Source organism: Bartonella saheliensis (assembly GCF_902162175.1).
The window spans coordinates 98,466-119,539 of record NZ_LR607196.1 but is presented as its reverse complement, the minus strand read 5'-3'; the positions used below and the strand labels follow the sequence as shown (position 1 = coordinate 119,539).

Annotated in this window: 11 protein-coding genes and 1 pseudogene; 3 read left to right on the top strand and 9 right to left on the bottom strand. The window is 37.2% G+C overall.

Annotated elements, in window-relative coordinates; translation table 11 throughout:
* Positions 1–104: 104 nt before the first annotated feature.
* From serS to tatA, 4 genes and pseudogenes are all read right to left on the bottom strand, one after another.
* A complete protein-coding gene (gene serS / locus FS875_RS01600; RefSeq protein WP_144752112.1) occupies positions 105–1,382 on the bottom strand; it encodes a serine--tRNA ligase in 1,278 nt (425 codons plus the stop codon).
* Positions 1,383–1,458: 76 nt separating this feature from the next.
* Positions 1,459–2,241, bottom strand: a complete 783-nt coding sequence (tatC, locus tag FS875_RS01595; protein ID WP_144752109.1) for a twin-arginine translocase subunit TatC — start codon at positions 2,239–2,241, stop codon at positions 1,459–1,461.
* 8 nt (positions 2,242–2,249) lie between these two features.
* A pseudogene (locus tag FS875_RS01590) lies at positions 2,250–2,573 on the bottom strand (twin-arginine translocase TatA/TatE family subunit); the annotation flags it as partial.
* Positions 2,574–2,628: 55 nt separating this feature from the next.
* Positions 2,629–2,940 (bottom strand): twin-arginine translocase TatA/TatE family subunit, encoded by a 312-nt coding sequence (gene tatA / locus FS875_RS01585; RefSeq protein WP_144752102.1) that lies wholly within the window; start codon positions 2,938–2,940, stop codon positions 2,629–2,631.
* 664 nt (positions 2,941–3,604) lie between these two features.
* On the opposite strand from tatA, the gene FS875_RS01580 reads away from it, so the two are divergent.
* From FS875_RS01580 to pgsA, 3 genes are all read left to right on the top strand, one after another.
* The gene (locus tag FS875_RS01580) at positions 3,605–4,465 is read left to right on the top strand and encodes a 23S rRNA (adenine(2030)-N(6))-methyltransferase RlmJ (RefSeq protein ID WP_144752099.1); all 861 of its coding nucleotides are present in this window, start codon (positions 3,605–3,607) and stop codon (positions 4,463–4,465) included.
* Between the two features lie 634 nt (positions 4,466–5,099).
* Positions 5,100–7,085 (top strand): excinuclease ABC subunit UvrC, encoded by a 1,986-nt coding sequence (gene uvrC, locus FS875_RS01575; RefSeq protein ID WP_144752096.1) that lies wholly within the window; start codon positions 5,100–5,102, stop codon positions 7,083–7,085.
* A 72-nt stretch (positions 7,086–7,157) separates the two neighbouring features.
* A complete protein-coding gene (gene pgsA / locus FS875_RS01570) occupies positions 7,158–7,739 on the top strand; it encodes a CDP-diacylglycerol--glycerol-3-phosphate 3-phosphatidyltransferase (protein WP_144752093.1) in 582 nt (193 codons plus the stop codon).
* A gap of 311 nt (positions 7,740–8,050) precedes the next feature.
* Here the strand turns inward: pgsA and ndk are convergent, their stop codons facing one another.
* From ndk to bafA (FS875_RS01545), 5 genes are all read right to left on the bottom strand, one after another.
* Positions 8,051–8,473, bottom strand: coding sequence for a nucleoside-diphosphate kinase (ndk, locus tag FS875_RS01565; RefSeq protein ID WP_144752090.1), 423 nt, complete (start codon positions 8,471–8,473; stop codon positions 8,051–8,053).
* Between the two features lie 398 nt (positions 8,474–8,871).
* Positions 8,872–11,448 carry a BafA family autotransporter gene (gene bafA, locus FS875_RS01560; protein WP_144752087.1) on the bottom strand — a complete coding sequence of 859 codons (2,577 nt, stop codon included), beginning with the start codon at positions 11,446–11,448 and terminating at the stop codon, positions 8,872–8,874.
* Between the two features lie 273 nt (positions 11,449–11,721).
* Entirely contained in the window at positions 11,722–11,871 is a 150-nt protein-coding gene (locus tag FS875_RS10350) for a hypothetical protein (protein WP_207999932.1), read from the bottom strand.
* Between the two features lie 411 nt (positions 11,872–12,282).
* The gene (gene bafA, locus FS875_RS01550) at positions 12,283–14,847 is read right to left on the bottom strand and encodes a BafA family autotransporter (RefSeq protein ID WP_144752084.1); all 2,565 of its coding nucleotides are present in this window, start codon (positions 14,845–14,847) and stop codon (positions 12,283–12,285) included.
* Between the two features lie 348 nt (positions 14,848–15,195).
* A complete protein-coding gene (gene bafA, locus FS875_RS01545) occupies positions 15,196–20,610 on the bottom strand; it encodes a BafA family autotransporter (protein ID WP_144752081.1) in 5,415 nt (1,804 codons plus the stop codon).
* Positions 20,611–21,074: the final 464 nt, after the last annotated feature.

Below are 21,074 nucleotides of genomic sequence, written 5' to 3'. Positions count from 1 at the left end.
TTATTTATCTCTATAAAACACTTCTTTTAAAATGGTAAAGCCTCTTGCGTTTGCATAGCATTACCTCTTTGCAATAAACGCATGTTGTTTTTCCTTTCCCAAAATTAAGCAGTAATATAACGCATGCCTCCCATATAGGATTGTAAAACATCTGGAATAATAATTGATCCATCAGCCTGTTGATAATTTTCAAGCACAGCAATAAGACAACGGCCAACAGCCGTACCAGAACCATTAAGGCTATGAACAAAATGCAATTTTTTGTCGCCTTCTTTACGATAGCGAGCGTTCATACGGCGGCCTTGAAAGTCCCCACAAACGGAACAACTAGAAATTTCGCGATAACATTCTTGGCCAGGAAGCCAAACCTCAATGTCATAAGTCTTACGTGCTGCAAATCCCATATCCCCCGTAGAAAGAACCACTGTGCGAAAAGGTAAACCGAGTCGTTTTAAGATATCTTCTGCACATTCCGTCATACGTTCCAATTCAATGAGAGACTGCTCTTCACTGGTAATCGAAACCATTTCTACCTTCCAAAACTGGTGCTGACGCAACATACCGCGTGTATCACGACCAGCAGCGCCCGCCTCTGAACGAAAACAAGGAGATAAAGAAGAAAATCGCAGTGGCAAATCTGATATTTCAAGAATTTCATCGTTGACCAAATTCGTTAATGGCACTTCTGCTGTGGAAATAAGCCATCGGCCATCTGTTGTTTGAAAAAGATCTTCAGCAAACTTCGGCAATTGAGCTGCGCCGTAAACAATCTCATCACGAACAAGAAGAGGAACAGAAACTTCTGTATAACCATGCTCATTGACATGCACATCAAGCATAAATTGTCCCAATGCTCGCTCTAGCCGTGCTAACGCCCCTGAAAGCACTGTAAAACGTGTTCCAGATAAACGACTAGCTCGCTCAAAATTCATCTGCTTGAGATCTTGACCAAGGTCAAAATGCTCCTTTGGTGTAAAATTAAAAGTTGGAGGTGTCCCAAAATGTCGAATGACGACATTATCACTTTCATCTTTACCATCTGGAACATCATCCAATGGAATATTGGGAAGTGCTGAAAGAATTTTTTCAAGACTTTCCGTCAGCTGTTTTTCTTCCGCTGTTGCAGAAGAAAGAAAAACTTTAAGCTCTTCAACTTCAGCTCTAAGCCGTTCAGCCATGTGCTGATCAGATGCAGCTAAAGCTTGTCCTATTTCCTTTGAAATCGCATTGCGGCGTTCCTGTGCTAATTGTACTTTAGCAACATGGGATCGACGTGCAAGATCAAGTTGTATTAATCTCTCGGCTTGTGGCTCAAGGCCTCTTCTTACAAGCGCTTTATCTAATTCTTCAGGATTTTCGCGAATCCACTTAATATCAAGCATTAAAATTCCTCATTTATATCGTTTTTATTTATATCGTTTTTATTCATTTCTCATTGCGTAAGATTATACACTTTTCTTAAGTGGATTTTCTTCTCTTTTCTATACCGTAAGCAATTAAAATTGAGACCTCATAAAGCGCTATCGTTGGTAAAGCTACTGCAAACATCGTAAAAAAATCCGACGGCGTTATCATTGCCGCAATAATAAAAGAGAGCAGGATAGCCCATTTTCGTTTAGACACCAAATCATGAGGCGTTAAAAGTCTAACTTTTGTTAAAAGACTGATGACAAGAGGCAATTGAAAAATCAAACCAAAAATGAGGATAAACGACGTCATAAAGCCCAAATAATCAGAAATACGTACGACAAACTCTATCTTTAATTGAGCATCTGGAAGAAATTGTTGAGAAAGGCTAAACCATAGTATTATTGGCGCCAATAGAGCATAAACAAACGCTCCTCCAATACAAAATAAAATAGGGCTACCAATGAGAAAGGGCAAAAAAGCCCTGCGCTCATTTTTATAAAGCCCTGGTGCAATAAAACTATAGAACTGAAAAGCCGTATAGGGAAAAGATAAAATAATTCCTCCAAAAGCAGCAAGTTTCATCTTTGTTAAAAAAGTTTCCCATACCTGCGTTGATTGCAAACGAATACTCTCAGGATACCCTCCCGCTATTTTCATTGCCCACTGATACGGCCATAGTAAAAAATTCAAGATATAATCTTTAACAAGAAAACACATCATAAAAGTGATCATAAATGCAACTAAGGTCGAAATAATTCGCTGACGAAGTTCAATTAAATGTTCTAAAAGGGGGGCCATATTGGCATCAACCTCATCTTTTTTTACATTCATGACACATCTTCTTTATCTTTTTCTAATTTATGGTGAGTTGCTTTAATATCCGAATTATCGTGAATACCCTCTAATGTATTTTGAATGGAATCAAAAGTTTCTGCCAACTTCTTCCTTGAAGCATTCATATCTGAACACGTTTTTTGCAAATCATCGCACTCAATTTGTTTTATTACATCATCAAACTGGTGACGAAGCTCATTTGCTGTTGAATGCATATAAGCTCTTATCTTTACGATTGTCTTGAGTATTTTAGGTAAATCTTTCGGTCCAACGATAATGATGAGAACAAGTAAGATCACGACAAGCTCTGGTCCATCAATCCCAAACATCGCTTATACTCAACTTCCTCATAAAAAATAATGCACAATAATGATGACGTTTTTGTTATTTAACACGCTGTTTTTTAGCAATAGATGCCTTGCCTCCTTTAGAGTGAGAAGAAGCCTTTCTGCGTGTTGCTGTATGTTTTACCGATAACGGCTGAGATGGTTGAGATTCTCCATCAATGATTTGGGAAGAAGCAGTCTTTTCAACATTACCCTCAATGCCTCCCTCTTCTTCCTTCATATTCTTTTTAAAGGCTTTAATTCCTTTAGCAACATCTCCCATTAATTCAGAAATTTTACCGCGTCCGAAAAGCACCAAAATAAGTAATAAAATTACAATTAAATGTGTTGGTGAAAAAATATTACCCATTACTCTCTACTCTATGCTTTTTATCTCACTTATTCATTTCCTCTGGATAATGTATCAAATATTGTATCCTATTTATATATTTTTTTCTCAACTTAAAAGAAATCACACGTGTTTTAACGGAAGAAGAATGATCGTCTTCAATCAATCAGTCAAACTTTAAAAAGGTGTAATATCATACTTTTCTAGATATTAAGTGTGGTACCGCAATATGAACTCATTCAAAATGCGTATTAGACAACATTTGTGCATGTGATCAAGAATATATTTTATTAACGCGTAAAATATCTTATTTTATAAGAATTATTCACGTGCACCTCATAAGAGAGGTCAATATAGAGAGATAGAAACTATTAAAATGGTTCCTTATAGACGTCAAGGATGCTAGAAAATAAATCATAATATATAGGGGTATGACAACTCCGGCTTTCATCTTTACTCAGTAAAGAGCTTCCATTGAAATGTTTTTGCCCTCTTCTTGTTCAACTTTCATATAAAAGATTTAAAATCCTAATGAAATAAGTGCTCCCATGACATTCATATTTTATGTATATAATTTTTTGATGAGGGGCTTATTTGATTGTTACAAGAAAGTTTTTATGGATATCAATTCTATTATTCTATGCTAATAAGCCTATACAGTTATCCATACGATAGAGTTTCTTCCATGAATTATCGGCATATTTACCATGCTGGCAATTTTGCTGATGTTTTTAAACACATTATTGTCATGCGCATTGTAGAATATCTCAAACGCAAAGAAAAAGCTTTTCGCGTTATAGATACGCATGCTGGTATTGGTATTTATGACCTCTCTTCTTTAGAAGCCTATAAAACAGGAGAGTGGCGCGAAGGTGTACAACGAATTTTTTCAAAGCCTATCCCAGAAGATTTAAGAGAACTTCTTTGTCCGTGGTGTGATATCATTGATTCCCTCAATAAAGGGGAAAAAGAAATTGTATTTTATCCTGGATCGCCTGTTCTTATTCGTCAATTATTACGGAAACAAGATCGTCTCACCGCAATAGAATTGCACGATAAAGATTATCATATTTTAGCAAAAAATTTTGCTGGCGATTATCAAACAAAAGTTTTGCATTTGGATGGATGGCTCTCCTTAAATGCTCATTTACCACCAAAAGAAAAACGTGGGTTTATCCTTGTTGACCCTCCCTTTGAAAAAAGTGGGGAATTTTCCCGCCTTATTGAGGGATTAATAAAAGCTTATCGCCGTTTTTCTGGAGGGATCTACGCCTTATGGTATCCTGTTAAACATGATAAAGAAATTGAACGTTTTCTTGATGCACTTTATCAAACAGGAATTCCTAAAATTCTACAGCTTGAAATGCGTATCCGAAAAAATTCAAGTCCACCGACAATGAATGGAAGTGGGATGATTATTATCAACCCTCCCTATCTTTTGGAAAACGAAATGAAAAAACTCAGCCCCTTTCTTATCAACCGTCTTGGACAAGATGAAAATGCTCAAATAACGCATAAGTGGCTTCAAAAAGAACATCTAAATTAGACTTTGCTCTTACGTTTTCCTTTTAAAATACCCTTTTGTAAGTTACAAAAGCGATAAGACTCTGTTATTTTTTAGATAATATCAACATATAAGATAATAATGATAAGCTTATAATGATTACATGAATCATAGAACAATAAAGCTATTGAGCACCGCCATTCTTACGTCTCATAAAAGGAATGTTTAGTTCTTTCTTGTATAGTTTCACTCCACGCGGCTCTTCCTACTTGTAACGTGCAAAAGACATCGGTTTGATTAATTTAACAATAGGTTTAAAATGAAAAAGTCTTATGCTTTTCTGGAGTTTAATTTAATGTCGATAATGAAAAACTATCTTTATGAATCAATATCTTATTTGTAATTATTTTTTTCTTTTAGAAAGTCTATCCTCTTATCATCATGGATTTCTTACTTCAATTATTTTTTAATGAATCAATTGAATTGGGCGTGTTCATAAAACTGTCATAAATAAAAATTCTCATATTTTTTTATGAAAGAAAAGTACTCTAAAATTACACTCTTATGCTATAATATGTTATTGATGGACAAAAGCTATTAAAGACATAAATAATCGTTATTTAATGAAATAAAAATATTTAATAGAATAAACAAAAAATATTTCTTGATAAACGGAATGATCCTGAAAAATAATACAACTTGTCTGAAAAATAAAAGAGAAAAGCTTTCTTTTCTCTCTAATTTGGCATGGAACAATGCCAATCAAAGCAATGAAAAAAATCAATTTAAAGGTGTCAAATTTATACAAGAGTTTGTTAGACACCTTCCCCATAAACCGGGAGTTTACCGGATGATTGGTGAAAATGGTAATATTCTCTACGTTGGCAAAGCGCGTAATCTCAAAAAACGTGTTTCAAACTATACACGTGAACAAGGACACAATAATCGTATTACCCGTATGATTCGTGCAACATATCATATGGAATTTATCGTTACCCATACAGAAACAGAAGCACTCCTTTTAGAAGCCAATCTCATCAAAAGATTGCATCCTCATTTTAATGTATTACTCCGTGATGATAAAAGCTTTCCTTATATCATGATTACAAATGATCATCGAGCACCTGCACTTTACAAACATCGTGGCGCTCGAACGCAAAAAGCTCATTATTTTGGACCTTTTGCTTCTGCTGGTGCAGTGACACAAACAATTCACGTTTTACAACGCGCTTTTTTATTACGAACCTGTACTGATGCAATTTTTGAAAACCGTACGCGCCCCTGTTTGCTTTATCAAATTAAGCGATGTTCTGCACCTTGTACCCATGAAATTAATGACAGTGATTATAAAGAACTGGTAAGAGAAGCAAAAGCGTTCCTTTCGGGAAAAGATCAATCTGTTAAAAATGATATGGTTCAAGCTATGCATAAAGCCGCAGAAAATCTTGATTTTGAACAAGCTGCTTCCTATCGTGACCGCTTATCAGCCCTTTCTCACATACAAAGCCATCAAGGTATTAACCCTCAAACGATAAAAGAAGCAGATGTCTTTGCAATTGCTCAAAAAGAAGGAATGACTTGTATTCAAGTGTTCTTTTTTCGCATGGGGCAAAATTGGGGAAACCGAGCCTATTTTCCTAAAGCAGATCCCTCTTTTTCTCGTACTGAAATTTTAGCGAGTTTTCTTGCCCAATTTTACGATGATAAACCCCTTCCCAAAAGCATCCTTTTATCGGAAGAAATTGAAGAAAAGACGCTTCTTACAGAAGCATTAAGTCTCAAAGCAAATCACAAAGTGTCTCTCTCTTTACCCAAGCAAGGTGAGCGGAAAACGCTTGTTAATCACGCTTATCTTAATGCTCATGAAGCACTAGAACATAAGCTTGCTGAAACAGCTACCCATACAAAATTACTTCAAGGGCTTGCTGAAACATTCCAACTGCCTTTTCCTCCGCGCCGTATAGAAGTGTACGACAATTCTCATATTATGGGAACAAATTCGGTAGGGGCTATGATTGTTGCTGGTCAAATGGGATTTGTTAAAAATCAATATCGCAAATTCAATATTCGCTCAACAGATATCACGCCTGGCGATGATTTTGGCATGATGAAAGAAGTGATTAAACGAAGATTTTCACGCCTTATCAAAGAGCATGATTTTCCAAATAAAAGTCATGACATACAAGATCAAAAGAATGATCTTTTTCCCGTTTGGCCTGATCTTATCTTAATCGATGGTGGTGAGGGACAAATCAACAGTGTGCATACAATACTTGCTGAATTACAATTGAATAACCTAATCACCGTTGTTGGAATAGCCAAAGGTGTTGACCGTCATGCGGGACGTGAACGATTTTTTATAAAAGGCACCCTTCCTTTCACACTTCCCCCCCGTGATCCTATCCTCTATTTTTTGCAACGTCTACGTGATGAAGCACACCGTTTTGCTATTGGAACACATAGAATAAAACGAAAAAAAGAAACCTTTAAAAATCCACTTGATGAAATCGAAAATATCGGTCCGTCAAGAAAACGTGCATTGCTTCATCATTTTGGAAGTGCCAAGGCTGTTGCTGGCGCCTCACTTGAAGACTTGAAAAAAGTTACGGGAATCTCTATCGCAATCGCGCAAAAAATTCATGACCATTTTAATGAAAAATAGGCTTGTTTCATCACTTTAGCCTTGTTACTTACAGGGAATATGTTTTCCTTTACAAGAATTGAAAATGACTCTATGAAAAATCATACTTTTTCTTTTCCAAATCTTTTAACTTATGCACGAATTGTTGCAGTCCCAATGGTTGTTGCTTGCTTTTTTGTAGAAGGACGCCTACAATCAAATGATATTGCGCGCTGGATTGCCGTTTCCATTTTTATCGTTGCCTCTATTACTGACTTTCTTGATGGCTATCTTGCCCGTATTTGGGAACAAACATCCAATATTGGCCGCATGTTAGATCCAATTGCCGATAAGCTTCTCGTCTCAGCTTGTTTGCTTTTGCTTGCCGCAGACAGCACGATTGCTGGATGGACATTATGGGCAGCAATTATTATTCTTTGTCGGGAAATTCTTGTATCAGGATTACGTGAATATTTAGCTGAATTAAAAGTAAGCGTTCCGGTCTCTCGTCTTGCTAAGTGGAAAACTTTTGTACAAATGATCGCTATTATCTTTCTTTTAGCAGGGCCAGCTGGTAATAAAATTTTTCCTTACACAGTAGAATTTGGTATTACTATGCTTTGGATTGCTGCCCTCCTTACATTGTGGACAGGATGGGATTATTTTCGTGCGGGTTTAAAACACGTCATCTCATGAAATCATCTGATTTATAACAATAATCTATCCTTCTGCAACTTAAATGAGAAAAGATACCATAAATCTACTTACTTTAAATCTCGTGATGATTAATCAATTAAAGAACACTTCTTTTGCCCATCATAACCAAAGTTGGCGTCTAGTTAAAAGACATTTCAAAGAATAAATAGGCTTTATCCCCTCGCAAAAAAGTTGCAATATTAAAAGCAAAAAAACGATGAATCTCTATATCTGTCAAAGAGATCTATAATCTTATAAGCAAGAACCTAAAACACTATGTTTTAGGTTCTTGCTTCTTATTTATGCTTTTATTAACCAACAATTTCTATCTCAGAAAACCAAAACGCAATTTCTGTTTTTGCTGTTTCAGCACTATCAGATCCATGGACAGAATTTTCACCAATCGACAAAGCATGAACCTTACGAATTGTCCCTTCCTCTGCATCACTAGGATTTGTAGCCCCCATCACTTCACGGTTTTTAGCTATTGCATTTTCTCCTTCCAAAACCTGTACAATTGTTGGGCCAGAAGACATAAATTCAACCAATTCGCTAAAAAAAGGGCGTTCTTTATGAACAGCATAAAAATTTTCAGCCTCACGCTTGCTCATCCACACACGTTTAGATGCAATAACACGCAAGCCCGCATCCTCAAGCATTTTGGTAATTGCTCCTGTCAAATTACGACGTGTTGCATCTGGTTTAATCATCGAAAAAGTATGCTCTAAAGCCATTTACTCACCTTTATTTCATTGATAACATTCTCTAACTGTTTCTATAGCGAGCAGGCCGTCCTTTGCCAAGTGACTTTGCAAAAATCTACACAAATTCTCAAAAATATAGAATGGATTATAAAGAAGACTTCAATAAAATAAATACAGTTATAATTACCCCTCCCATCATAAGATGCACATCTGCCTCTTAGTAAATGTTGAACTCCTTATTATATTTCTAAACGCTTCCCATCAAAATTATCATATAAGCAATAACAATTATAAGAAAAAAACAACACGTAAAAATACATAGCTTTTATGAAAAACCTCTTCTTTAAAAGAAGATGCATCTAAACACTTCAAGTCTAGGTTTTAAAATTCTCTTACCTTACTGAGATCAATTAAAAAATTCCTTATAATTAAAAGCTATAGCGTATCCCTAAAATACCTTGAAGGGACTGTTTTGTTTTACGCCCTTTAACATAATGAGCCTCGCCATATAACTTTAACTTCTCACTCAAAAAACTGCTTAAACCTATGCCTAATTTACCCGCATTACCTGATAAATCAGTGGTGAATGAATGGTGTTCATTAATCACCGTTTGATTATCATCCTTATTCTCACGCAACCATGCTGCTGTAATATACGCCTGTGAGGAAGTAGACATGCCAGAGCCAAATTCATACCCTAAAGATAATCCAATCTCACTGCGCAGTGAAGTAAAGGGGCGGATATCACCGCTCATGTCATTCGATAACTTGATTTCTTTTCCCTCAACTTGCAACCATGTAATTTGTCCATAAGGCTGCAACCAACTGCTCTTGGACGTCTGAAGTCGATACCCTGCTTCAAAGGAGGTTCCCACCGCCCATTGCTTATAACTGCCTTCAATCCCTGAACCATTTGTGGAAACCGCCTTCAGCGTATTTTGATAATGATTGTATTTTAAAAGAGCATCCAGATACCATCCACTATAATCCAGATACGTGACATAAGCCCCAATGCTATAACTATTGATACCGCTGGTTCCCCCCCGTGCATGCGCAATACGGGCGTGGTCATAACTGCCAAAACCACCTATATAAAATTCTCCATTTTCCCACTCGCTTAAGCCATTGATCCCTAAAACGATCCCTGTCTGATCGAGCTTAAAATCTATATGCTCTGTCGCAATGCTTTCTTTTGCTTTAATCGCATAGCCCCATAAAGCCGTATTCTTTTTACTTTTATCTAGAATTCCTCCTCTTCCCGCACGCACACTTTGCATTTCATTGTGAAACACCATCGCTGGCGCTACAGACATAGACAATACCGCATCTGTAGAAGGTGTTGTTAAAAACTGAGAACCTGAAAGCTTCTCATCCAATTGTGGAGAAGGTTGCTCCTGATTGCTTGGACGCAAAATCATCTGATCAGCTAAAGACTGAGAAGATACTGAAATAGCCCTCTGTTGTGTGTCAGTAGAAAGAGAATGTGGAGGTGATGGAGGCAATATCACACGAGTCTTATTTTCTTGAGAGGAAGATACCGAAACACTCGAGACATTTTGTGCTTCTCTTAAATGACGTGGAGGCCGTTTTTTTGGTTCCTCTTTTCGAGTAGGCTTCTGAGAACCGATATTTTTTCTTCTAGAAGGAGTACTTTGATCAGATTCAGATAATGCAACAGGAACCTTCATTTTCTTACTTACACACTCTACTTCAGAATTAGAACGTTCCGTACCTTTAGAGACTCGACTTAAATACCAAGTTGCAGAACTACCACTAGAACTAGCACATCGACCTCTCCTCTCCAATTGATACTGATAGGTTCCACCATCAACAACTGTAATGTCCTTTCCTGAAAGATCCGACAGAGTAAAATTAGCTCCTTCACCTTGGCTTCTATCGGTAACTAACGGAATCTCAGTAACAAAACTATTCCTTTGAGAAAGAGGACCTATAATCTCACGACCAGAATCTGAAATGTTTATTTTGTGATTACCAGCACCCTCATCAATCAACAAGTAGTCACTCGCATCCCAGGTAGCACTAATATTGAATCGAAACTTTAAATTTCCTGAAAGACTCTCGACATGAAGTGAAATATGACGTGGATCATACGGAATAGAAGTAAAAATAACAGTTCCACCCTCTCCCCCTAAATCTTCAATTTTAATCTGAGGTTTTTCCCCTATATTCCGTTCACCAACCTTAAATATTGTTTCCTCAGGTCGTCCCTCTATAAGAATCTTTTTTTTAGTGAGATGGTTTGTGACATCACCAGCGAATAAATAAAGTTCTCCGTGATTATTGACCCTTACTTCTCCAACAACTTCTTCTGCATTAGCGTGGAGCCACGATTGGGCATAATCCATAATTGTTAAAGTATCTACTCCCCCCCCAGGATATACAACTTGAATAGCTTTCTCCTTCAAAGTAGTAGACAAAGATTCCCCTAGTGCTAAGACATGCTGTCTACCATTTCCAGAGACCTCTGTAGTCATTGCTTTTCCCCCCTTTTTTCCTTCTCCCGCATAAAGATTTTGTTCTCCGTTATTTCCCACTTTCGTATTCCAAGCCCACGCCCCGTCATATATATTCTGCTGTCCTACTGCCCCTCCACCACCAGTAACTGTGGTATTAGAAGCACTACTTTGTCTAACCACATCTGTAAGATCAATACTTGGCTCTTCATGAACAAACTGCTGACCACCCTCAATTTTAGCATTGACTGCATTCCCTCCGCGCACAACTATCTGCATTCCCCCTTTTTGAATAGTAGCACCAATTGAAGTAGCTCCGTTATCAACAACCTCTACACCACCACCTTCAATCGTAATATTACTGCTAAAAAGATTACTAATCAGTGCTGAACCTTTTGATACTTTTCCTCCACTCGATATACTTTCTAATCTTTCTAGCTCTTCACTCTTTTTCTCAACTGCACTTGCAGATTGCACAAGACAACTACTGATCATCAATACTGAAAAACTTAACTTGTATTTATACCTCATTATCCACACTCCACTCTCAATTATTTAAACAAATACCCCGCGGCTACGCAGGTAGTTCATTTTAGAATGTATCATAATGTGTTTTATTTATGTCTAAATACAATTTTTTGTTGCATTATTTTAATTTAAGCAACTTTTAGTTGTATATATAAGCCACTAAAAAACGCTCCCTGAAAGCAGAAAAACTGAATAAAACTCAAACTGTTTACTTGAATTCAAGAAATAATTCACAGATTTGTATCTAAAATTATGGATGAAAGATGCCTATGCCCTTTAATGGGACCACCACCCCTCACGTAAAAGAGAACGCCATTGCGGTAGCTCATGCGCTTGTTTTAAAGAAACATCTCTCAATACGCCCCAGCCCATTTTTCTAACTTTGTCAGTGAATGATATAATGGTAAGTCCATTGAACGCTACCATTTTTACGCTTATGGTAAAGAAAATCAGCTCCATCACACACTTTACCAGCCTTAAAATGTTGCGATAGTCCTTAGCACGTAACAAGGTTTATAAGAAGCATTTTGAGTGCTTTCGTGTGTAATTTATTCTACACGGCTTTCCCCCTTGTGACGTACAAGAAAGTGATTTTGATTGATCAAAATAGAGTAGATTTGGAATAAGAAAATCGTCTAATGTTCAAGACTCTCATTCAACATACAAAACAATGAACTCTCTTTAATAAATTAATACCTTGCCTTAGAAGAGAGTATAAAAGCATCCTTACAGTTTGAAAAGGTCTCTATACTCTCAAAAAGGCATCGCAAAGCGTTATCTGTTTAAGCTTGCAAAACAATAACATTTGTAAACTTAATCAGCTGTGTAAAGATGTCTTTAGAAACTGTAGCGTAATCCTAAAATACCTTGAAGAGCATTTTTAATCTTATGTCCTTTTAGATAATATGCTTCCGCATAAAATGTTAGGTTATCATTGACCAAACTGTTTAAACCAATTCCTAATTTACCCGCACTACCCGATAAGTCTGTGATAAATTTATGCTGGTTATTAATTGTCGCGTGATTATTATTTATATTCTCACGCAACCAAGCTGCCATTATATAAGCTGTTAATGAAGTTTCTGAATTCACAAAGAATTCATGCCCTGCTGTCAATCCAACTTCACTACGGAATGAGATCAATGGACTTAAGTCACCGATCATTCCATTGGAAAGTTTTATTTTTTTACCTTCCACCTGGAGACCTGTTAGCTTGATATAAGGCTGCATCCAAGTATTTTGAGCTGGTTCAAAATAACAACCAATCTCAAATGATCCACCTATCGCCCACTGATTGTAATGACTTTGTATTGATAAACCATTCGTTGAGATGGCTTTCAAATTATCTTGATAATAATTATATTTCAAAACACCATCCATATACCATCCACGATGATCAAAATAAGTTGCGTAAGTTCCAATGCTATAAGAGCTTAAATCACTCCCTCCCCCTCGTGCATGAGAAACACGTGCTTGATCATAACTGCCAAAACCACCAATATATAACTCTCCATGGCTTAATTCATTCAACTGATCAGCACCAAAGACTAAACCTGTCTGCCCAAGCTTAAAGTGTGTGTGGCCTGTCGCAATACGTTCTCTGCTCTTAATCCCATAAGTCCATAGCTCAATATCATTCCTATTTCTGTTCCAAATTTTTCTACCATTTCGTATAATTTGCAATTCATTGTTAAAAATAAGTCCAGGAACGACGGATAATGTTAACACTGCATCCGTAGAGGGAGTGGTTAATGTTCCACCAGGAATAAATGGATCTGTAGGATCTGGAATAGAGTTTCCTGGTCCACTAAGGCGATCTGCCGATAAAAACCAAACTTTTCCATTTTCATCCTTTCTTTCTTTTAGACCATACATATAAGTTCCGCCATCAATGGCGTTAATGTTTTCACCCTTAAGATCTGTCAGCGTAAAATGCGCACCACCACTTTGATCCGTAATTAAATCACGCTTATGTGAAAAAGGATCTGTGATTTCAACGCCAGAATCAGCAACACTTATTGTATGATTCCCTGCGCCTTTCTCAACGAAGAGATAATCTCCACGGTTTTGGGCAATCGTGGTATTGAATGCGAAATGTAAATTTCCTGAAAGATTATTCACATGAAGCTGAGAATAGTAGGGATCAGAACCCGTAAATGCAAAAATAACACTCCCCTCACCGCTTAATTTTTGTATCAGAGAGCTTTTTCCATCAGACTCATCCGTGAGTGAATATAGTTTTGTCTCTTTTCCATTTAAAAGAATATCTTCTACTGTGGTGCGATGTTGCTCATTCCCAGCATAAAGATGAAGCTGTCCAGAATGATTTACTTGTGTTTTGCCTTCTAATATCGCTCCCGCATGTACCCATGATTTTGTTTCATCATTCATTGTTAGATTTTTTACAGATCCATCCGTATATATTTCCTGAATAGCGCTCTCATTTAAAGTAACTCCAATGGCCTGACCGCCTTTTAAGATACGCTGCTTACCACCAGCAAAAACTTCTGTATCAAATGCAAAACCACCATTTTTTGCATCTTCAGACTTTGTTCCAACCTCTTGGACGCCTCCTCGCATAACTTTTGTATTCCAAACTTTACCCCCGTCATATACTTTTTGTTGACCTAATGTTTCCTCTTGACCATAAATGATTGTATGATAAGCGCTACTCCCTTTAATCTCTCCTCCAACATCCCCCTCCCCGAAAACAAGCTGCTCCCCACCATAAATTTTAGTCTCCTCTACTTTTCCTCCATTTCCAACACTTTGCTGTCCGCCTTCTTTAACAACAGCATTTTTAGAAAAGCCTTGTTTTCCCTTTAAAGCCTGAACATTCTCAATTCCACCATGTTCAATTTTACTATTCTCACTCAGACCTCCTGCATATACATAAAGCTCTGCACCATTCTTTACTGTGTTATCGATAGACCGTCCCGGACTATCAATCTCACCATCATTTGAAATGTATGCTTTACCTTCATGATCAAGGACATAATTTTCAAGCCGTGCCCCATCTTTAATGAAGATAAGTTCAGGTTTTTTAAGAAACGTAGTCTTTTGTTCTTGTCCATTATCTCCAACATTGTCACGATGATTGCCATCAAGCTCCTGCTGGCTCGCAAATATTCTAGCACCCTTAACAAGAGTAAAATTGCTAGACTTTTTTAAAAAGCCTAATTCATTTTGTGTTCTTACAATGAAATCATTCGATGCTCCAAGGATGCATCTTCCTGTTTTCATATCTTCATTATATTGATTGTGAAATAACTGACCGTTTTCATCACTTGAAGATTGACAAAAAAGTGGCATCCCCCCCTCATTTGCGGCTGCTGCCTGTACAAAACAGCTGCTCAACAAAAGTACCCAAAAATTGCGTTTCCATTTATATTGTGTAGCCATATCCTCCCCCCTCTTTACGCCTGCATAGACACCAAACGTAACTAGCTCTACAAAATATATTTTCAACCTTAGATTGTAATAATTCTTCTAAGCAGCCTCACCACTTCACTCAAAGAATTTTTCTTTATAATTTTTTTTATGTATTTTTGATCGAGAATATAAGGAAATTCCTGGACTTCTTAAAATTTTTTTATCAAATAAAAAAGTAAGACATCATAAACTATAATACAAAAAAGGGTACACAATCTGTTATGAAAAGCGAATCTGCATGCTCTAAAAAATTGTTTATGCTTTATTAAAGACTTTTAAAAGCAATTATACATTTGAAAGATAACTATACTCTTATAATTAAAAACTATAGCGTACCCCTAAAATACCTTGAAGGGACTGTTTTGTTTTACACCCTTTAACATAATGAGCCTCACCATATAACTTTAACTTCTCACTCAAAAAACTGCTTAAACCTATGCCTAATTTACCTGCATTCCCTGATAAATCGGTGGGAAATGAATGGTGTTCATTAATCACCGTTTGATTGTCATCTTTATTCTCACGCAACCATGCTGCTGTAATATACGCCTGTGAGGAAGTAGACATGCCAGAGCCAAATTCATACCCTAAAGATAATCCAATCTCACTGCGCAGTGAAGTAAAGGGGCGGATATCACCGCTCATGTCATTCGATAACTTGATTTCTTTTCCCTCAACTTGCAACCATGTAATTTGTCCATAAGGCTGCAACCAACTGCTCTTGGACGTCTGAAGTCGATACCCTGCTTCAAAGGAGGTTCCCACCGCCCATTGCTTATAACTGCCTTCAATCCCTGAACCATTCGTGGAAACTGCCTTCAGTGTATTTTGATAATGATTGTATTTTAAAAGAACATCCAGATACCATCCACTATAATCCAGATACGTAACATAAGCCCCAATGCTATAACTATTGATACCGCTGGTTCCCCCCCGTGCATGCGCAATGCGTGCGTGGTCATAACTGCCAAAACCACCTATATAAAATTCTCCATTTTCCCACTCGCTTAAGCCATTGATCCCTAAAGTGATCCCTGTCTGATCGAGCTTAAAATCTATATGCTCTGTCGCAATGCTTTCTTTTGCTTTAATCGCATAGCCCCATAAAGCCGTATTTTTTTTGCTTTTATCTAGAATTCCTCCTCTTCCCGCACGCACACTTTGCATTTCATTGTGAAACACCATCGCTGGAGCTACAGACATAGACAATACCGCATCTGTAGAAGGTGTTGTTAAAAACTGAGAACCTGAAAGCTTCTCATCCAATTGTGGAGAAGGTTGCTCCTGATTACTTGGACGCAAAATCATCTGATCAGCTAAAGACTGAGAAGATACTGAGATAGCCCTCTGTTGTGTGTCAGAAGAAAGAGGATGTGGAGGTACTCTTTTAATCATTTGACTGCCCAGAATTGAAACGATTGAAGAAACCGGTTTATTTTGACTTAAATGCCGTGCAGATCTGCTTCTCCTCCGTGGCAAACTATTAAGAAATGAAAAGTTATCAATAAAGGCCGCAGATAAATACCAAATTTTTTGCTCCCCATCCTCACCAATTCTTTGTTTTAAACCATAGGTATAAGTTCCACCATCAACCATTCCAATTTTTGCACCAGAAAAACTTTGTAGGGTAAAAGATGCACCTCCACTTTGATCCAAAATTAAATCAAGTTTTGTTGAAAAAGGATCAACAATTTCAATCCCAGAATCTACGACATTTATTGTGTGAGAACCACTCCCATTCTCAATAAAAAGGTAATCACCTTTTTCTTCTGCAAGACTGACATTAAAATCGAAATGGAGACTCCCCGAAAGGTGATCAACATAAAGCTTGGAGTAATACAAATCGTCTTCAGAAGAGGTAAAAATGACTTTTCCTACACCACTTAACTGCTGAATATGTGTACTTTTGTCGTCAAATTCATGGGCAATGGAGTATAATTGAGCTTCTTCTCCATTTAGATTGATATTTTCTGCTTTAGTTTGTTGGTGATCATCTCCAGCATAAAGGTGGAGTTTTCCCAAATCCTGAACCGCTATTTCTCCTTCTAACATCGCACCAGCAAAGACCCATGAATTGGCTCTCTCTTTAATTGTTAGATTTTTTACAATACCCCCAGCATGAACTTCTTGAGCAGCATGACGGTGTAAAGTCACTGTATTTGCTTCACCCCCTGCTAATACCCTCTGTACACCATCTGTAAAAACATCAGTATTTATGGCTAAACCACCGGCTTTTTCCGCAAAGTTATCATCATCAGGAAACCATTTAGCAAGAGTTTGTATTCCTCCACTCATCACTTTTGTTTCCATTGCCATTCCATCATCATATACATTCTGCTGTCCGGGGGTGTCCCCTTGACCATAAATTGTCGTATCATAGGCACTGCTTCCAACAATCCCACCGTTCTCGTAACTATCTCCCCAAATCAGCTGATCACCACCGTAGATTGTCGTCTGCAGTGCTGTTCCTCCCCCTTCTACCTTTTGTTTCCCGCCATCGTAAATAATCGTAGAGTTTGAGATTCCCTGTTCCCCTACAATCTCAGATCCACCACGTTCAACGGTTGTATTTTCACTGAAACCACCTGCTTCAACATAAAGTATTCCAGATCCCTCAATTGTGGCGTTCATGGATTGCTTAAGAGCACCTTGCTTTCCATCATTAGAGATATGAACTGTGCGATCATCACCAAGCCAAAAGTTTTGTAGAATTCCTCCTCCTTCACGAATAGTGAAATTAATGACATCAGAGTATGGATCAAAATTAATATTAACATCTTGTGACGACGTTATATTTTCTTCTGTTTCAGGAAGTTTTTCTATAGGCGGTTCGGCATGAGATGAGGGGATTACAGAAGTAGAAGTTGTTTCCAACGGTGCTAAATACCAAATCTTTCCACCGTTATGATCTTTTGTCTTTAGAGCATACATATAGGCTCCACCATCAATTGTACTAGTCTTTTCACCAGAAAAATCTGTCAGAGTAAAATGCGCATTTCCGCTTTGTTCATGAATTAAATCAAGTTCTAAAACTAAGTTCTGATTTAGGATAGAAGAATTGGCAATTTCAATACCAGAATCAATCACGCTTATGGTGTGATGTCCTTCCCCCTTTTTGATAAGGAGATAATCACCGCGCTGCTCCTCAAAATTGGTATTCAATCTAAAATGTAAATTCCCTGAAAGATTACCGACCTCAAGTTTAGAGTAATGTGGATTCAATACGGTAGACATAAAAATAACACGACCATTACCACTTAAATTCTCAATTAAAGAGCTTTCATTGTCCATATCAGAAGCAATAGCGTACAATCTTGTATCTCTGCCATTTAAAACAATTGTTTCGACTTCAGTACGAGATCGCTCAGGGCCAGCATAAAGATAAATTCGCCCAGAATCATGAATCATGGTGCTTCCCTCTAATGTTGCACCAGGATGTAACCATGATTGTGCTTGATTCTTAATGATTAAATCTTTTACATAACCTCCTAAATCTATTTTCTGAAAAGCATTCCCTTGTAAAAGAACACCAAGAGCTATTCCCCCCGCTAAAACGTGTTGCTCTCCACCAGAAAAGACCTCTGTATTAGATGCAAAACTGCTATAATCGTCGAGATCTCCTTCTACATAAAGATTTTGTACCCCTCCTTCCTTAATTTTTGTATTAAAAACTTCTCCAGCATCGTACACATTCTGATATCCTCGCACCCCGTTTTTACCAGAAATGACGGTATCATAAGCGCTGCTCCTTACCATCTCCCCTTGGATATTAGAGCTTCCTGAAATAAACTGCTCACCACCATAAATTTTAGCCTCTTCAGCTTTTCCCCCCTCCTCAACCTTTTGTTTTCCCCCTCTCTTGACTATACTATCTTGTGAAATACCTTGCCTTTTAATAAGCTCAATCCCGCCTCTTTGAATTGTCGTATACAAGCTAAAACCACCGTTATAAACGGAAAGCATTCCACCATCTTTAACTGTATTACTAATTGAAGTTTCTCCATTACTCTCAATTTTTTCGCTGCCCATGTCAAAGCTAGGATCAGCAATCGTGACAATCATTCCCTTTTCAATAATCAATTCTGTCAGTTCATTTGGCAATGAAGAAGTAGATGACTGTAAGCTAAAATCAGAAAATAAAGAGGTATTTGTCTCATCAAGAGCATAATTCGCATCTAAATACCAAGTTTTACCGGTGCCTTTATTGTTTCTATGTTTCAAACGATACCGATAGGTTCCAGCATCAATCGTTTCAATTTTTTCACCAAAAATGTTTGTTAGAGTAAAATGAGCATCTCCGCTGTGATCAGAAATTAATTTAAGCTTTTTGTGAGAAGAATTTGTAATTTCACGCCCAGAATCGGTAACGCTTATTGTGTGGGAACCAGAGCTCCTTTCTTTAATGACAAGATAATCGCTAAGGTTCCTGGCAAAGTTGGTATTAAAATCGAAATGGAAAGAACCTGAAAGATCATCAATATTAAGCTCAGAGTAATGCTTATGAGCTCCTAAAGAGGTAAAAATAACTCTCCCATTTCCTTTTAAATTCTGGATATTAACCTGAGGTTTTTGGCCGTTATCTTCAGAAGCAATAATGTAGAGTTTGGTATCTTCCCCGTTTAAATTAAGATTTTCTACTTCCGTAACAGCTTCACCATTTCCAGCATAAAGATAAAGGTTGCCAAAATCATGAATATTTATATCCTTATCTAATATTGCACCAGCAAAAATCCATGATTGTGCCTGATGATTAATTGTTAAATCGTCCGCGTATCCAGAATTATATATCTTCTGAATCGCTCTATCGTATAAAGTAACTTCACTCGCCTTCCCTCCTGCAAAAATATTCTGCATCCCATTTTCAAAAAGTTTGGTACTCAGTGCAAAAGCCCCCTCATTGATTGTAAAATCTTCATCTTCTGTATCAGCTGTATCACCATCTTCTGAGAAGCTGTTATTAAAATTCTCTTGACCATCAAGGTTCTGAACGCCCCCTTTCATAACTCTTGTGTCAACAGCTATCCCCCCACTATAAATACTTTGTATTCCCAGCATTCCATCGGCAGCCTGAATTTCAGTGCCATAAGCACTACTTTCCTTATCTTCAAGCTCCAAACCATCTCCAAGGACTCCCTTACCCAAAATAATCTGCTCACCCCCATGGATTTTCGTTCCTTCAGCATTTGCACCACTTTCAACAATTTGTTGCCCTCCTTTTTTAACCGTAGCGTATTCTGAAGTGCTGAGGTTTTGGACAAACTCAATCCCACCATGCTCAATCGTCGTATCACGACTAACACTTGCTGCATCAATGTAGAGTTTTCCCCCCTCTTGAACTGTATTATTGATAGAATAGCCTGCATTTTCATAGCTAAAGCGATTTATTTGAGAACCTTCAGAGTCACGGTTGATAATATAGATCGTAGCATCATCGCTTATTATTGAATCTGTAAGGACTTCAAAAAACAGATTTTCTGCCCCCTTCCTTTCCTCTTCTGAAAGCTTACTTTCTTCTATTGTCTTTTCATACATTATCATTTTTGCCCCCTCTGTTTTTTCTTTTAATCCCCTCACTTTTGATAATAATTTTCTTGTCTTTTCTAGATGTTCATTGGTAGCTACGGGTGTTAATAGCTTTTCTTTTAATATCGCTACGCCATCTGCATTCGCAATCTTGATAAAAAAACTACTGGTCATTAGCATCCAAAAACTTAATTTCAATTTGCGTTGCATTATTTACGCTCCATAGTTCTAAATTTATCCCCCCGTTTAAAAAAGTGCAGAGACCAAAACAACATTCTGTAATGGCTTAACCTCTTATTTTTTTAAGATAATAAAGCACTCTATGATTAAGCTCTGACAGATAAAATATACACCATGTGTTTTTGAAATGTACGCACAATTAAAAAGTTTAATTTTAATATATACACTTTAAAAGTGTTATAATTGTATTCATAAAAAAATTTTTAAAACACTAAACACTAATCTACGAATGAGATTGAGCCCCAATAGATAAAAATAGTTAAATTTTAAAGGAAAGAGCACTGTGAGTGAGGAAGAGCCTTTATGACTCCATATTTTTATTTCTATAGCATTTAAAATAGTTTCTTTATTTTATTCAATGTTAATAATCAAAAAAATACTTATTGATGTTCATCAGTCCGTTAGCATTGTTCGAATATATTAAGAAACATCAT

Bases quoted from the DNA above. Each gene is read 5' to 3' on its own strand.
- pgsA (WP_144752093.1), top strand. From the start codon at position 7,158: ATGAAAAATCATACTTTTTCTTTTCCAAATCTTTTAACTTATGCACGA.
- FS875_RS10350 (WP_207999932.1), bottom strand. From the start codon at position 11,871: ATGGTAGCGTTCAATGGACTTACCATTATATCATTCACTGACAAAGTT.
- uvrC (WP_144752096.1), top strand. From the start codon at position 5,100: ATGATCCTGAAAAATAATACAACTTGTCTGAAAAATAAAAGAGAAAAG.
- bafA (WP_144752081.1), bottom strand. From the start codon at position 20,610: ATGCAACGCAAATTGAAATTAAGTTTTTGGATGCTAATGACCAGTAGT.
- bafA (WP_144752087.1), bottom strand. From the start codon at position 11,448: ATGAGGTATAAATACAAGTTAAGTTTTTCAGTATTGATGATCAGTAGT.
- tatA (WP_144752102.1), bottom strand. From the start codon at position 2,940: ATGGGTAATATTTTTTCACCAACACATTTAATTGTAATTTTATTACTT.
- bafA (WP_144752084.1), bottom strand. From the start codon at position 14,847: ATGGCTACACAATATAAATGGAAACGCAATTTTTGGGTACTTTTGTTG.
- FS875_RS01580 (WP_144752099.1), top strand. From the start codon at position 3,605: ATGAATTATCGGCATATTTACCATGCTGGCAATTTTGCTGATGTTTTT.
- tatC (WP_144752109.1), bottom strand. From the start codon at position 2,241: ATGAATGTAAAAAAAGATGAGGTTGATGCCAATATGGCCCCCCTTTTA.
- ndk (WP_144752090.1), bottom strand. From the start codon at position 8,473: ATGGCTTTAGAGCATACTTTTTCGATGATTAAACCAGATGCAACACGT.
- serS (WP_144752112.1), bottom strand. From the start codon at position 1,382: ATGCTTGATATTAAGTGGATTCGCGAAAATCCTGAAGAATTAGATAAA.